The organism is Bradyrhizobium sp. 17, from assembly GCF_023073515.1.
Taxonomy (GTDB): Bacteria; Pseudomonadota; Alphaproteobacteria; order Rhizobiales; family Xanthobacteraceae; genus Bradyrhizobium; species Bradyrhizobium canariense_D.
This window is the reverse complement of the sequence record NZ_JADPJQ010000117.1, coordinates 246,493-260,898: the sequence shown is the minus strand read 5'-3', so window position 1 is coordinate 260,898 and position 14,406 is coordinate 246,493. Positions and strand designations below refer to the sequence as shown.

At 65.4% G+C, this 14,406-nt stretch carries 15 protein-coding genes; 5 read left to right on the top strand and 10 right to left on the bottom strand.

Annotated elements, in window-relative coordinates:
• Position 1: 1 nt before the first annotated feature.
• The 3 genes from IVB13_RS26305 to ftsE all read right to left on the bottom strand — a co-directional run bounded on the left by IVB13_RS26305 (position 2) and on the right by ftsE (position 2,604).
• Entirely contained in the window at positions 2–706 is a 705-nt protein-coding gene (locus IVB13_RS26305; protein WP_018453256.1) for a YdcF family protein, read from the bottom strand.
• Between the two features lie 277 nt (positions 707–983).
• Positions 984–1,952, bottom strand: coding sequence for an ABC transporter permease (locus IVB13_RS26300; RefSeq protein ID WP_007597308.1), 969 nt, complete (start codon positions 1,950–1,952; stop codon positions 984–986).
• A complete protein-coding gene (gene ftsE / locus IVB13_RS26295) occupies positions 1,945–2,604 on the bottom strand; it encodes a cell division ATP-binding protein FtsE (RefSeq protein WP_008135325.1) in 660 nt (219 codons plus the stop codon). Before ftsE ends, IVB13_RS26300 begins: the two co-directional genes overlap by 8 nt.
• A 191-nt stretch (positions 2,605–2,795) precedes the next feature.
• Here ftsE and IVB13_RS26290 point away from each other — a divergent pair, with 191 nt between their 5' ends.
• On the top strand, positions 2,796–3,668 hold the full coding sequence (locus tag IVB13_RS26290; RefSeq protein WP_026232495.1) for an MJ0042-type zinc finger domain-containing protein: 873 nt from the start codon (positions 2,796–2,798) through the stop codon (positions 3,666–3,668).
• Positions 3,669–3,727: 59 nt separating this feature from the next.
• Positions 3,728–4,102 carry a response regulator gene (locus IVB13_RS26285; RefSeq protein WP_018453253.1) on the top strand — a complete coding sequence of 125 codons (375 nt, stop codon included), beginning with the start codon at positions 3,728–3,730 and terminating at the stop codon, positions 4,100–4,102.
• 135 nt (positions 4,103–4,237) lie between these two features.
• On the opposite strand, the gene IVB13_RS26280 is transcribed toward IVB13_RS26285, so the two are convergent.
• Entirely contained in the window at positions 4,238–5,401 is a 1,164-nt protein-coding gene (locus IVB13_RS26280; RefSeq protein WP_085350740.1) for a DUF4175 family protein, read from the bottom strand.
• A complete protein-coding gene (locus tag IVB13_RS26275; protein WP_018453251.1) occupies positions 5,389–7,335 on the bottom strand; it encodes a TIGR02302 family protein in 1,947 nt (648 codons plus the stop codon). Before IVB13_RS26275 ends, IVB13_RS26280 begins: the two co-directional genes overlap by 13 nt.
• A gap of 166 nt (positions 7,336–7,501) precedes the next feature.
• On the opposite strand from IVB13_RS26275, the gene IVB13_RS26270 reads away from it, so the two are divergent.
• Complete coding sequence (locus IVB13_RS26270; RefSeq protein WP_007597318.1) at positions 7,502–7,885, top strand: carboxymuconolactone decarboxylase family protein; 384 nt, start codon at positions 7,502–7,504, stop codon at positions 7,883–7,885.
• A 217-nt stretch (positions 7,886–8,102) separates the two neighbouring features.
• On the top strand, positions 8,103–8,999 hold the full coding sequence (locus IVB13_RS26265) for an NAD(P)-dependent oxidoreductase (RefSeq protein ID WP_018453250.1): 897 nt from the start codon (positions 8,103–8,105) through the stop codon (positions 8,997–8,999).
• Between the two features lie 400 nt (positions 9,000–9,399).
• On the opposite strand, the gene IVB13_RS26260 is transcribed toward IVB13_RS26265, so the two are convergent.
• Entirely contained in the window at positions 9,400–9,726 is a 327-nt protein-coding gene (locus IVB13_RS26260) for a DUF1330 domain-containing protein (RefSeq protein WP_018453248.1), read from the bottom strand.
• A gap of 131 nt (positions 9,727–9,857) precedes the next feature.
• Positions 9,858–10,556: a helix-turn-helix domain-containing protein gene (locus IVB13_RS26255; RefSeq protein WP_018453247.1), complete on the bottom strand. Its 699-nt coding sequence runs from the start codon at positions 10,554–10,556 to the stop codon at positions 9,858–9,860.
• A gap of 182 nt (positions 10,557–10,738) precedes the next feature.
• Here IVB13_RS26255 and IVB13_RS26250 point away from each other — a divergent pair, with 182 nt between their 5' ends.
• Entirely contained in the window at positions 10,739–11,257 is a 519-nt protein-coding gene (locus IVB13_RS26250) for an SRPBCC family protein (RefSeq protein ID WP_026232494.1), read from the top strand.
• A gap of 56 nt (positions 11,258–11,313) precedes the next feature.
• Here the strand turns inward: IVB13_RS26250 and lysA are convergent, their stop codons facing one another.
• From lysA to argH, 3 genes are all read right to left on the bottom strand, one after another.
• Complete coding sequence (gene lysA / locus IVB13_RS26245; RefSeq protein ID WP_018453245.1) at positions 11,314–12,579, bottom strand: diaminopimelate decarboxylase; 1,266 nt, start codon at positions 12,577–12,579, stop codon at positions 11,314–11,316.
• Between the two features lie 23 nt (positions 12,580–12,602).
• Positions 12,603–12,893: a lipoprotein gene (locus IVB13_RS26240; RefSeq protein WP_007615309.1), complete on the bottom strand. Its 291-nt coding sequence runs from the start codon at positions 12,891–12,893 to the stop codon at positions 12,603–12,605.
• Positions 12,894–12,987: 94 nt separating this feature from the next.
• Positions 12,988–14,385, bottom strand: coding sequence for an argininosuccinate lyase (argH, locus tag IVB13_RS26235; RefSeq protein ID WP_018453243.1), 1,398 nt, complete (start codon positions 14,383–14,385; stop codon positions 12,988–12,990).
• Between the last annotated feature and the right edge of the window lie 21 nt (positions 14,386–14,406).

The window sequence follows — 14,406 nt, the reverse complement described above, 5'->3', positions numbered from 1 at the left end:
ATCAATTGGCCTGTGCGGTGGCGGGCCGCTTCGCCTGCAGCCCGGAAGGCTGCTCCGACATCTCGGGCGAAAGGTCAATCCCGAAATCCTCCAGCCGCACCCTGACCTCCGCCGCGATATACTTGACATATTCCGACAGCAGCAGCCGCAAAGTGGACGCCGAGGTCCACCACGGCTCGTCGCGCCATTTGTCGCCGACCACCACGAACGGGATCAGTGTCGCCTCCGGCATCGCATGCGAGAATTCCACCAGCGCGCGCGGCATATGATAGTTCGAGGTGACCACGATCAGCGATTTGAAGCCGCGTCCCGCGGCCCAGCGCCGCGCTTCCGCGGCATTGCCGCGGGTCGAGACCGCGGTGCGGTCGAGATCGACGCAGCAACGCATGAAAGACTGGTTCTCCGGCAGCGTCCGGGAGATGTCGCTCGCCGTCGAGGTCGGGTGTACGCCGGAGATCAGGAGCCTCCTGCCGTAGCCGGCAGCGAGCAGCTCCATCGCATCCGACACCCGCGAGGAGCCGCCGGTGAGCACCACGATGCCGTCCGCCTTGCGGTCCGGCGCGATCTCGGCGCCGCGCAATTGCGACAGAAACGCAATAAAGCCCGCCGCCGCGCCGACGAAGGCGAGCGCAATCGTCGACATCACGGCCGCGCGCAGCCACCCGCGCGGCAGTTTCGGCGATCGATCGGCGGTCGGCGCGCTCATGCGATGTCGGTGATCCCTTCCCAGAGGTGATTTTAGGACGTTTTGAGGCGAAGTGGAGTCCGGTTTGTCGGCCTCAAACTATGTGGCGAAGCGCTGGGGCCGCGAACCAGCTTTCCCCTCTCCCCTTGTGGGAGAGGGTGGCTCGCCGCGATAGCGGCGAGACGGGTGAGGGGTATGTCTCCGCGAACTCGCCTCGACGTTCGTGCACGTGGATAGAACCCCTCATCCGGCGCTTCGCGCCACCTTCTCCCACAAGGGGAGAAGGAAGAAAACCATCTCAATCGACATCATTCAGCGTCGCGAACAGCGTCTGGCGCGAGGCGACCGCGGTGATGGCGCCGATCAGCACGGCCTGCACCGCGAGCACGATGTAGCCGGATGGCCGCAGCGAGAAGGTGCCGAGCAGCGCGGCGAACTGGTCGCCGACGGGAGTGCCCGAAAACCAGCCTGCAATCGACTCGGAGAAGCCGAACACCAGCATGGCGGCGCCGCCGCCGATCACGCCGCCCTCCAGCCCCAGCCTGAGGAAATGACGCAGGAAGCGGTTGGCGATGTAGCGGTCGCCGGCGCCGACGAAATGCAGCACCTCGACGATCGGACGGTTCGCCGCCATGGCGCCGCGGGTTGCGAACGACACCGAGATGATGGTGGCGACGATGACGAGCGCGAGGATGCCGAGACCGGCGAGCACGGTGGCGTTGGTCATCGAGCGCATGCGCTCGATCCAGGCGCGGTGATCGTCGACGCTGGCGCTTGGCGCCACCTGGGTCACGCGGGCGCGCAAGGCGCCGAGATCGAGCGCCGTGCCGGGCTGCACGCGCGCGATGATCATGCGCGGGACCGGCAGATCGTCCATCGACAGCCCGGTGCCGAGCCAGGGCTCGAGTAGCTTGCCGCTCTCGTCCTTCGTGAACGGCTTGACCTCGACGATGCCGGCTTGCGCGCGCATGGCCTCGGTCACCGCCGCGGTGTCGCGTTCGAGATCGCGGCCCGTCTGCGGCCGGACCTGAATGGTGATCTCGCTCGCGACATCCGACTGCCATTCGGCGGCGGAGGCGCTCACCAGCAGCACCGTGCCGGTCGTCATCGAGGCCAGGAAGGTCATGATGGCGACAACGGCGACCAGCGCGCGGCCGTGGATCGAGGCGCGCGGCACGATCGGCGACATATTGCGCGCCCGGGCCGGAAGCGGCGGCCCCTCCTGCCCGAGATCGACCAGCACGCCGCGCTCGTCGGGCCTATTCATAGACGTGCAGCCGTCCCTGGTGCAGCACGAAGCGTCGCGCCTCGTACTGGTCCATCAGGGCGATATCGTGGGTGGCGATGATGACGGCGGTGCCTGACTTGTTGAGCTCGATGAACAGCCGCAGCAGGCGGCGGCCGAGCGTCGGATCGACGCTGCCGGTTGGCTCGTCGGCCAGCAGCAGCTGCGGCCGCGAGATCACGGCGCGCGCGATTGCCGCGCGCTGCTTTTCGCCGCCGGACAGGATCGGCGGCAGCGCGTCCATGCGCTCGCCGAGCCCAACCCATTTCAGGAGATCGATGACCTCCTTGCGGTAGCTCGATTCGCTGCGGCCCATCACGCGGAACGGCAGCGCCACGTTTTCATAGGTCGTCATGTGATCGAGCAGGCGGAAATCCTGGAGCACGATGCCGATGCGCTTGCGCAAGTCTGCGATCTCGTCCTTGCCGAGCTGCGAGATGTCGTGACCGAACAAGTTGACGAGCCCCCGCGTCGGGCGATGCGAGAGGAACAACAGGCGCAGCAACGAGGTCTTGCCGGCGCCGGACGGGCCGGTGAGGAACTGGAAGGAATGCGCCGGGATCTGGAAGTTGAGGTCGCGCAGGACCTCGGGCCCCAGGCCGTAACGCAATCCGACATTTTCGAACCGAACCAAGCTCAGCTCCGTTCGAGAGAGGCCGCGGGCCGCACGGCTGTGCTCCGCCACACGCGATCCGCGGGTTTTGCGGCCGTTATGGTTTCCGGTTCGTTAACGGTCGTCCTGTAGCATAATTGGTAGCATCTTTCCGTCTCGGTTCTCCACGACCGTGTCACGATCAAGACTTGTCCATGCATCAAGGCTCGTCCATGCATATCGTCTGCCCTCATTGTACGACATCCTACGCCATCAAGCCCGCGAGCCTTGGGGCGAACGGCCGGACCGTGCGCTGTTCCCGTTGCAAGGAAACGTGGGTCGCCCATGCCGAGGATGCCATCGAGGAGGCATCTGTGCCGGCCATGGCCGCGGCCAGCCGGGCCGACGACCAGGCCGATCTCGCCGAGCAATGGAACTCCTATGCCCAGGACGACGGAGCCGCTGACGCGCCTGTCGTTGACAGCCCCTCGATCGCCAGCGACTGGCCGGACCAGGAAGCCGCCGACACCGAGGACGAATGGTCCGCGGCCGCCCGATCCGTTGAGGAGGAAGTCGGCGGCGAACAGCACCAGTCCTGGTTCCGTGGCCTGTTCGGCCGTCGCCGCGGCGCGCGAGTGCGCCGTCCGGCGGCCCCGCGAAAATCCCATTTCGGCCTGCCGACCGCCTGCGCCGCCATGGGCGCGCTGGTCCTGGCGCTGGTGATCTGGCGCGGAGACATGGTGCGGCTGCTGCCGCAGACGGCAGCCTTCTACAGGATGGTCGGCCTCGAAGTTAACCTGCGCGCACTCGCCTTCAAGGACGTCAAGCTCTCCAGCGAGACAGTAGACGGTAAGCAGGTGCTGGTGATCGAGGGCGTGATCGTGGGACAGGGCAAGAAGCCGCTCGACATTCCCCGCTTGCGCTTCGCAGTGCGCGACGCGCAAGGCGCGGAAATCTACGCCTGGAACGCCGTTCTGGAACAGACCGTATTACAGCCCGGCGAGCGCGCCTTCTTCCGCTCGCGCCTGGCCTCGCCGCCGCCGGAGGGCCGCAATATCGACGTTCGCTTCTTCAACCGGCGCGACATCGCCGGCGGCAGCGTATAATCGATTTCGCAGGTCTCGCAGGCAAAGTTGGTGGCGAGATTGATCCCAAGGTTGGTCTCATGTCCAAGATCCTGATCGCCGACGACGAGGATTCGATGCGCCAGCTGGTGGCGCGCGCCATCGCCATGGACGGCCACGAGATCGTCACCGCGCAAGACGGCGCCGAGGCGCTGGAGATCCTCACGCGCGCGGACGGCAGGTTCGACCTGCTGCTCACCGACATCCAGATGCCGGTGATGGACGGCATCGCGCTGGCGCTTTCCGTCGCACGCGATTTCCCCGATTTGACCATTCTGCTGATGACCGGCTTTGCCGACCAGCGCGAGCGCGCCTCGAACCTCAATGCGCTGGTGCATGACGTCGTGACCAAGCCGTTCTCGGTCGCCGACATCCGCACGGCGGTGGCGGACGCGCTGGCGGCGAAGAAGGGGTAGCGGCGTCGGGGCGCCACGTATTCCGCTGTCATGCCCCGGCTTGACCGGGGCATCCAGTAGCCGCAGCCTCTCGATTGAATCACAACCGTGTCGGAGTACTGGATCGCCCGGTCAAGCCGGGCAATGACAGAGAACTCAAAAATCCTTCAGCAGCCGCTCGATGTAATCGAGCTCGATCTGCGGGCGCGAGCTGTCCCCCAAGCGGCGGCGGAGCTCCTCGAGGATGCGGCGGACGCGCTGGGCGTCGATCTCGCCGGGGATCTTGACCGTGTAGTCGTCGCTCAGATCGCGGCCGTGAAGTGGGCGACCGAGCGGATCGGTCTGATTGCCGCCGCTCTGCTGACGACCGGGCCGGTTGCCGGGGCCATCGCCCTGCCCGTCGCCATCGCCCTGCTGCATCGCCTCGGCCATCTTCTGCGCGCCCTTGCGCAAGGCCTCGAGAGCTTTCCCCTGCGAGTCCACGGCACCATCCGAATTGCCTTCGCCGAGCTGCGAGCCGGCATCGCCCATGGCCCCGTCGGCGGCGTCCAGACTGCCGTCGTCATCGCCCTGGTCACCGTCCTGATCGCCATCCTGGCCCGGCTGTCCCTGCTCGCCCTGCTGACCCTTTTGCCCCTTCTGGCCCTGGCTCTTCTGGCCCTTTTGCCCCTTCTGCGTGAGGCCGCGCTTGGCGAGCTCGTCCTGCAGCTTCTTCAGGCGGTCGCGCAGCGACTGCTGATCCTGCTGGAGATCCGACATCGACTGGTCGCCCTGCTGCTTGCCGCGCGAGCGCTCACGCCGGGAATCCTGCCCCTGCTTGAAAGTCTTGTCGCGCAATTGCTGCTGCTTGCGGATCATGTCGCTGAGCTCGTTGAGCGCCTGCTCCATGTCGCTGTCGCCGGATTGCCCGGGCTGCGCCATCTGGAGGTTTTCCATGATCTGCGCGAGCTGCTCGAGCAGGCGCTGGGCCGCCTCGCGATTGCCTTCCTTCGCGGCCTTCTCGATCTGCTTCAACAGCTCGTCGAGATCGCGCTGCGTGATGACGGAACGATCGCGATTGGAGGATTGGCTCTTTTCCGTCGCGCGCTTGTAGTCCTCGAGCTTCTGAATCGCATCGGATTGATTGTTCAGGCTCCGTCCGGACTCCTTTTGCCTGAGGCTGTCGCCGGACTCCTGCATCGCCTTTTCCGCGCTATCGAGCAGCGCATCGGGATCCTGGTCCTGCTGGGCCGAGACGGCAGCGGGGAAGCCTCCCAGGAGGAGGGCAAGACAGGCGATCGAGATCGCCTTCACGACTGGCACGCGCGCTAGCTTCCGCATTTCCGGTCCCGCGTAAACTGATTGGCGCCGTCCTCGCCCCCCTTCGCCCGGCTGTTCGCCGACTTCCGATAGGCCTGCAGCTGCTGGCGCAAGACGTCCTGCTGCTGCGCCAGCTCTTCGAGCTGCTCGGGCTTGGCATGCTGGGTCTTCTGTCGCAGCTCGACCGCCTTGTCGAGGATGAGCTGAACCTCTGCCGGGAAAGGCTGCCGGGGTCCAAGCGGATTCTGCTCGGCGCGCCGGGCGAGATCGCGCACCTTGCCGGCCATCGCCTCGCGAAGCTTTTGCGTCAGCGCTTTGATCTCGTCCTCGCTGGCGCCGCGTTCCAGCGCCCGCTTGAGCGCGTCCTGAGCCGAGCGCAGCGCGGCGTTGACGCTGCCGGCGACACCGTCGTCCTCGATGGTGACCGCGAACGCCCACATGCTTCCCACTACATCGCGCAGCGCGTCGTCGGTGCGGGCGGCTTCCAGCTGCAGCGCCAGACTGCGCAGGCCGAGATAGCAGCCCGCATCCGGCGTGAACAATTCGGGTGCGATCATCAGCGCGTCGAGGGCGGCGTAGACATCCGAATTCTTGTTGGCGTCGAGCGCCAGGATGCGGCGCTGCTCGACCAGCGCGCGCGCGAGCAAGTTGGTGAACAGCCGCTCGGGCAGGCGCATGTTGAAGGGCTCGCTCTTGGCCTCGTTGCCGGCCTCGTCCTTGGCGGTGAGGGTCAGCGTGACATCGGCACCGGCATAGGGATCCTCGCTGAGGTCCTTCACCGTCTGACCGACGCCGTTGCGGGTGCGCGCATTCGGCAGCACGAGCGGGAATTGCGGCGGCTGGAATAGCGGCCGCGCGGCGGCCTTGGTGTCGGCCTCCTTGCTGCCATCCTTGACACCATCTTTGGTATCGGCGGCACGCAGGCCGATTTGCGCATCGGCGCCGGTGACGCCGTAATCGTCCTCGATCTTGTAGGTGAGCTGGAGTCCGCCACGGGCCTGGCGCTCGGGATCCTTGGCCAGCGCGATCGTCGGCGCGCGGTCCGGCGTTGCCGCAAACGCCCATTGCGGCTGGCCGGAGGGCGCGCGGACATGCGCGGTGCCGTCGCCGCTGATGGCAAAATGCTTCTCGTTGGTGCCCTTGGGCGCGGCTTCGGTGGGCGCTACTTCCTTGAGGCCGCCGGAGACGACAACATCAAGGCTGCCGCCGGAGGAGCGAACGATCAGGGTCGAGCCGGCGGGAACGGCAAGCGGACCGCTGGCCGGCAGCGCGGCGGCCTCCTTGTTCGCGGCCGACAGAATGACCGGCGGCTTGCCGGTGTAGAGCGGCGGCGTGACCCAGGCATCGACGCGAACATTCGTCGGGGCCAGCACGCCGTTCCAGTGGAAGGCGGCCCCGAGCCGCATCGCACGCTCGTCGCCGGCAGCGAAGAAGGTCGCAACCAGCATCACCATGACCAGCGCGCGCAGCGCCCAGGGATCATGCAGAGCGAGCCGGGGCTTCGGCAGACCGGCGCGGATGCGCTTGATCGAAGCCAGCGTGCGCTCACGCTGCGCCCGCCACAAGGCCTGCGCAACCGGGTCCTGCGAGCTCAGCGTGTCCGTCAGCGTGGTGGCCGGCCGGTGACGGATGCCGGAGCCGCGGTCGAGTCGGGCCAGCGCCTCCTCGCGGCTCGGCCAGCGGAAGCGACTCAACGGGAACAGGGTGACAATCGCGACGCCGGCGAAAACGACGAGACCGATGGCGCGGGCAATGGACGGCAGCGCCAGCCAGAGGCCGGCCCAGGACACCACCAGGAACAGACCGACGACGGTGAGAAGCCGCGCCAAATTTGGCCAGGCACGCTCCCACGCGATGGCATAAGTGGCCCGCTGCAGGGCTTGCGCCAGCTTCAGCCGCGACAGAGCGTCGCCATCGCGGATCGGGTCTGACGGGTCGGGGGTGACGCCGTTCAATCAACTCTCCAGGTTGCCCGGTAGAGAAGCGTACCACAACGGCAGCACTGAGGCATCCGTTCCTGTACGGGAGACACCCCTTTTCCCGCATAACACGAGGACGTGACTGGCCCGCCGCAACCCCGTAATTTCCGCGCCGACAGCCAAGGAAAACAAAGGAAACACCATGGACAAGAAGATGCACGACAAGGGCCTGGAAGTCCGCAAAGCAGTGTTGGGCGAGGCCTATGTCAACAACGCCCTGAAGACCGTCGACGACTTCAACCGTCCGTTCCAGGAGATGCTCAACGAATATTGCTGGGGCACGGTGTGGGGCCGCGAGGAGCTGCCGCGCAAGACCCGCAGCATGCTCAACATCGCGATGATCGCGATCCTCAATCGTCAGCACGAATTCCGCGCGCATCTGAAGGGTGCACTCACCAACGGCGTCAGCCGCGACGAGATCCGCGAGATCCTGATGCAGGTCGCAATCTATGGCGGCATGCCGGCCGCGGTTGACAGTTTTCGAATCGCGCGCGAGGTGTTCGCGGAGATCGACGGCAAGGCGTGAGGGGTGCCGGCGTGAAGGACGGGGACGCGACGTCCCCATGTCGTCCTGGCGAAAGCCGGACCCATAGCCACTGGCAGGTGTGGTTACGGGCACTCGGAGTTGCCACTTCGCGCCAAAACGTCTCCCTGGGGTAATGGGTCCTGGCTTTCGCCAGGAAGACACCGAGGATGGATACGGGCCGATCAACAACAACGAATAATCACCACAAGGAAACACCATGGACATCGGATTCATCGGCCTCGGAAATATGGGTTTCCCGATGGCACGGCGGCTGATCGAGGCCGGCCACCGGCTCGTCGTATTCGACACGCGCCAGGAGGTCGTCGACAAGCTGGTGGCGCGCGGCGCCACTGCGGCGACGTCGCCGAAGGACGTCGCCGACCAGGTCGAGACCGTCATGGCGAGCCTGCCTTCGCTGCAGGCTTCGCTCGCGGTTGCGACGGGGCCGAACGGCGTGATCGAGGGAAGCCGCGTCAAACGCTTCGTCGATCTCTCCACCGTCGGCTCAGCGATGGCGGTGAAGATTCACGGCCTGCTCGCCAAGCATGACATCGTGCAGATCGATTGCCCAGTTTCCGGCGGCGTCGGCGGCGCCGAGAAAGGCACTCTCGCGGTAATGGTCTCGGGGCCGAAGACCGAGTTCGAGCTGCTCAAGCCCGCGCTCGACGTCATCGGGAAAGTGTTCTTCATTGGCGAGAAGCCCGGCGCGGCGCAGACCATGAAGCTCGCCAACAACTTCTTGTCGGCCACCGCGATCGTGGCGACCTCGGAAGCGGTGGTGATGGGCGTCAAGGCGGGGCTCGATCCCGCCGTGATGATCGACGTCATCAATGCCGGCTCCGGCATGAACACCGCGAGCCGCGACAAGTTTCCGCGCTCGGTGCTGCCGCGCAGCTTCGACTTCGGCTTCGCCACGGGATTGATGGTGAAGGACGTGCGGCTGGCGCTGGAGGAGATGAAGCAGCTCGGCCTGTCGATGGAGGTCGCGGAGGCGGTCTGCCGGTTGTGGGAGACGGTCATCAGCACGGAAGGCGCCGAGTCCGATTTCACCGCGGCGATCAAGCCGATCGAGAAGAGGGCGGGCGTTGTGGTGGGCGGCAGGCCACCCGGCTAGCGCCAACACGACAGCGCAGCGCCGACGACCGGCGCTGCGCTGTCCTCCTTGGATCGATCTGCTACGAGCGGCGTCTGCCAAGTTCCGGAAGGTCGATCGGCTGCTCCAGTTGCAGGGAGGCCGAGCCCCCGCTGCATTTGATATACTTCTCGTCGCACCTGCGCATGCACCGTCTCTCGCTCGAGCATTTCGCAGAGGTATTGTTGCAGCTGACCCACGTAATGTCGCACCGTGTGACCCGGGCCGACGCGACGCCGGAGAGTCCGAGCACGAAGGCCACGCTGCAAGCTACGAAAAGCATGCGAAGCAGGCCGGCGCCGGCGAGTGAATCGTTCATTCGATCTCCTGTGTTGGCCGGGCACGTCTGCGCCTGCGGCCGGGTTTTTGACGAAGACGCAGTTCAAGCCTTGGCGAGATAGGGGATCGTGCCGGCCAAGTCCGTATCGTCGATCAACTGGAAGCGGCTCTCGCTGCCGCCCCTGCGCGCTGCCGCGAATCGGCCGTAGGCGGGATCAGTAACGAAGGACTCCGCCGCTTTCGCCGTGGGAAAAGACATGATCGCGATCAGCGATGTGTCGAGAGGGGCACCTTCAAGAGTTTTCACATTGCCGCTGCGGGAAAGATACTTGCCGCCATGCTTGTGCACCAGCTCGTGGACGGACGCGGCGTAGTCCGGCACCCACTTTCCGTCAGTCACTTTGATGTCCGCGATCAGATACGCTGTCATGTCGTGTCTCCTGGCTCGAGTTCAGCTCCGCGTTGAAGGGCGGGCATCACTTGGTGCCAGAACACGGCGCGGACTTGCCAGTACGGGAACTGTAGCGGGGCGATACAAATACTGAATTGCGCCGCCCTGGATCAGCTCGCCAGCTTGCGTTCCTTGGCGAACGGGCTAAGGCCGAGCCAACTTTGCATGGCCGCGGCAAGCTGCCGATCGCCGGTGAGCAGCATCCGCCGGCTTGCGGCGGCCGCCCGCACGGAATCGAGTCCCATCCAGATCGCCGTCATGGTGCGCAGATCAACCGACACGTAAAGGTCAACGTCGAAACCGGGATCAATCGAGCAGAGGTCGACACTGTCGTCGGGATCGACGATCAGCCACCACAATCGCTGCGTCGAAGGTAATTCCGGATACGCGAACTGCAGCACGCTGCGGCGGGTCGGCATCGGCGTCGTGTTCAAATTCCGCCGCATGTCCCACATCAACAGCTGGACATCGAGATGCTGAAGCGACAGATCCGACTCGATGCGGCGCTGGCCCCAGATGCCGAACGCCTCGACGATGGGGCCGAGTTCGCGTCCGGAAGCGGTCAGCTGATACTCGATCACGCCGCGCTCGGAAGCCGACGGCTGGCGGATGATGATGCCTGCAGCTTCGAGTTCCTTGAGGCGCTGGGAAAGCAGCGCAGGCGACATGCGGGGAACGCCGCGGCGCAACTCGTTGAACCGGGTCGAGCCGGCGACGAGTTCACGTAGCAGCACGACGGTCCAGCGCGTGCACAATATCTCGGCCGCCATCGCGACCGGACAGAACTGCCTGTAGCTGCCGATGGTCATGCGGGCCTCCGTGACAAGCGAAGGCGCAACCTTAGGGCCGCGGCGCGCGGCTTCCTAGTTCAGTTTCTGTATCAGCAGCGATTCATTCTCTGAACTGGCCGCGGACCGTGGTGAGCGTCTATTCGACCGGCATTGGCAAGCCGGCCGCCGCAATCGCGGCCCGCCGGACACAGGAGATTACCATGAAGAAATACGATTCAACGGCTTCCAGATTGCTCGTTTCGGTTCGCAGCGCCGCGATTTGCACCCTCGGCCTGGGCGTCGGCGTCATGCCGGCGTCCGCAGCCAATCTGACGAGGAGCATCGAGGTCAGCAGTGCTGCGGCCGAGGTGTGGTCCGTCATCGGGCCGTTCTGCGCGATCAAGGATTGGCTGCCGCCGGTGGGGCAGTGCATTGCGGACGGCAAGTCGCCGCCAACCCGGACGCTCGTCACCAGGGACGGCAAGGCCTCGTTCGTGGAGACGCAGACTGCGCGGAACGACAAAGACTACAGCTATTCCTACGCGTTCCTGTCGAGCCCACTGCCGGTGAGCCAGTACAAGTCGACCATCAAGGTCACGGCAAAGGGTGAAGGCGCATCGGTGGTGACATGGACCGGCATCTACACGCCCGACCCGGGGCGGGAGAAGGAAGCGGTCGATGCCCTCGGCGGCGTCTATGATTCCGGCCTCGCCGCAATCAGGGACCGGTTCAAGAAGTAGGGTCAATGCAGCGATGGGCGCAGCGCTAGCTGCGCTCATCGTGGACAATCACAGCCTCATAGCCACGGCGCCGGCGTATCCATCGCGATCAATTGCTCGACCTCGATGCGCGGACGCACGACCGCGTACTGGTCGCCCTTCACCAGCACTTCGGGCACCAGCGGCCGCGTATTGTAGGTGCCGGCCTGCACTGCGCCGTAGGCGCCGGCGGTCATGATGGCGATGAGGTCGCCGGGCTTTGGCGTCGGTAGCGTGCGATCGAGTGCGAGATAGTCGCCGGTCTCGCAGACCGGGCCGACGACGTCGGCCATGATGGTCGCGGCCCCCGTCGCAGGCTGCGTCACCGGCAGAATGTCGTGATGGGCCTCGTACAGCGTCGGGCGGATCAGATCGTTCATGGCGGCGTCGATGATGACGAAATTCTTGCCGTCACCGTGCTTCACATAGATCACCTTGGCGACCAGGATGCCGGCATTGCCGACGATCATGCGGCCCGGTTCGAACATCAGCGTGCAGCCGAGATTGTGGCTGACGCGCTTGACCATCGCGGCATAGGCGTCGGGCGCCGGCGGCGCCTCGCGGTCCATGTAATAGGGAATGCCGAGACCGCCGCCGAAATCGACATGCGAGATGTTGTGGCCGTCGGCACGCAGCGTCTGCACGAATTCGGAGAGGATGCGGAACGCGATCTCCATCTTGGAGAGGTCGGTGATCTGGCTGCCGATATGCACGTCGGTGCCTGTGACCTCGATGCCCGGCAGCTTCGCGGCGCGGGCATAGACCTCGCGGGCATGCGCGATCGGGATGCCGAACTTGTTCTCGGACTTGCCGGTCGAAATCTTCGCATGCGTGCCGGCATCGACGTCAGGATTGACACGGATCGAGATCCGCGCGGTCTTCCCGGTCTCGGTCGCAAGGCGCGACAGCAGCTCGAGCTCGGGCTCGGATTCGACATTGAGGCAGAGGATGTCGGCCGCCAGCGCAGCGCGCAGCTCGGCTTCCGTCTTGCCGACGCCGGAGAACAGGATCTTGCTTGCTGGAATGCCGGCGGCCAGCGCGCGCTTCAATTCGCCGCCGGACACCACGTCCGCGCCGGCGCCGAGCCTGGCCAGCGTGCGCAGCACCGACTGGTTGGAATTTGCCTTCATGGCGTAGCAGACCAGCACCTTCTCGCCCGCGAAGGCGTCGGTGAAAACGCGATAGTGCCGCTCGAGCGTCGCGGTCGAATAGCAATAGAACGGCGTGCCGACGGTTGCAGCCAGCTCGGACAGGTTCACCGCCTCGGCGTGCAGCACGCCGTTGCGATAGTCAAAATGATTCATGGCGTTGGCTCAGTTGCCCCAGCCTATCGGCTGGGTCTTTCGTCCAGGAGCGGGTCGAGGATAAACGGTTTCTTCCTGCCCTTGGTCGCCGCCGGTGCGGCGTCCGCGCCATAGGTGGGGTTGAACACGCTCGGCGTCTTCTGGGCTTCGGTCTCGGTATCGGTCGGCGGCGCGACGTTGGCCGTTGACGCGCTGGAGGCGGTCGGCGGCAGATCCAGCGGGCCCTTGCGGCCACAGCCGGCAAGCGCGAGCGCCGTCAGGCTCAAGACAATGATGGCCCACCCCGAGCCGGCCGGGCGAAACTTTGACGTCACGACGAAATCCCCACTACGCGCGGCGCACCATACAGAGATTGGCGCGCTCTGGCGAGACCCGGATGACCATGAAACATAAGCGAAATTTTGCTCCTCAACCCAATTTTCGCTCTTTTTCCAGCCGCTTCAGCCAGGCCTTGGCCTGCGATGCCACGTTCTTCGGCGCGGTACCGCCGAAACTGGTCCGGCTCTTCACCGACGATTCGACCGAGAGCACGCCAAGCACGTCTTTCGTGATCTTCGCTTCGATTGCCTGCATCTCCCTCAGCGGCAGCTCGTGCAGCGCCACGCCGCCCTCGGCGGCTTTCGCGACGATGCGGCCGGTGACGTGATGGGCCTCGCGGAACGGCATCTTCAGCGTCCGCACCAGCCAGTCGGCAAGATCGGTCGCGGTGGCGTAGCCCTCGCCTGCAGCAAGCTTCATCTTCGCTTCATCAGGCACGAGATCTCGGACCATGCCGGTCATGGCGCGGATCGCGAGCGACAGCGCGGCGAAGCCTTCCATGGCGCCCTGCTTGTCCTCTTGCATGTCCTTTTGATAGGCGAGCGGCAGGCCCTTCATGACGATCAGCAGCCCATTGAGCGCGCCGATGACGCGGCCGGTCTTGGCGCGCACCAGCTCGGCGGCGTCAGGATTGCGCTTCTGCGGCATGATCGAGGATCCCGTGGTGAACTTGTCGCTGAGGCGGATCATGCCGACCAGCGGCGAGGTCCAGATCACGATCTCCTCGGCAAAGCGCGACATGTGCACGGCGCAGATCGAGGCCGCCGACAGCGTCTCCAGCACGAAGTCGCGATCGGAGACCGCATCGAGCGAGTTCGCCATCGGACGGTCAAAACCGAGCGCCTTCGCCGTGGCGTGACGGTCGATCGGGAACGAGGTACCGGCGAGCGCTGCAGCTCCGAGCGGGGACTCATTCAGCCGCTTGCGCGCGTCCTGGAAACGGCCGCGATCGCGCGCGGCCATCTCGACATAGGCGAGCAGATGGTGGCCGAAGGTCACCGGCTGCGCGGTCTGCAGATGCGTGAAGCCCGGCATGACCGTTCCGGCGTGCTCCAGCGCGCGCTCGACCAGCGCCTGCTGGAACGCGGCGAGCGAGGCGTCGGTCTCATCGAGGACATCGCGGACATAGAGACGGAAATCGGTCGCGACCTGGTCGTTACGCGAGCGCGCGGTGTGCAAGCGGCCGGCGGCAGGGCCGATCAGCTCGGACAGGCGGCTCTCGACATTCATGTGAATGTCCTCGAGCGCGCGCTTGAATTCGAAGGCGCCCTTGCCGATCTCTGACAAAATCGTGTCTAGACCCTTGCCGATATTTTTCGCATCAGAGTCCGTGATGATGCCCTGCGCGGCCAGCATCGCGGCGTGGGCCTTGGACGCGGCAATGTCCTGGGCAAAGAGGTGACGATCGACGTCGATGGAGACGTTGATCTCTTCCATGATCTCGTCGGGACGTTCCGAGAACCGGCCGCCCCACATCTTGTTGCTCATGATCCCCTGCTCACGCCTTGC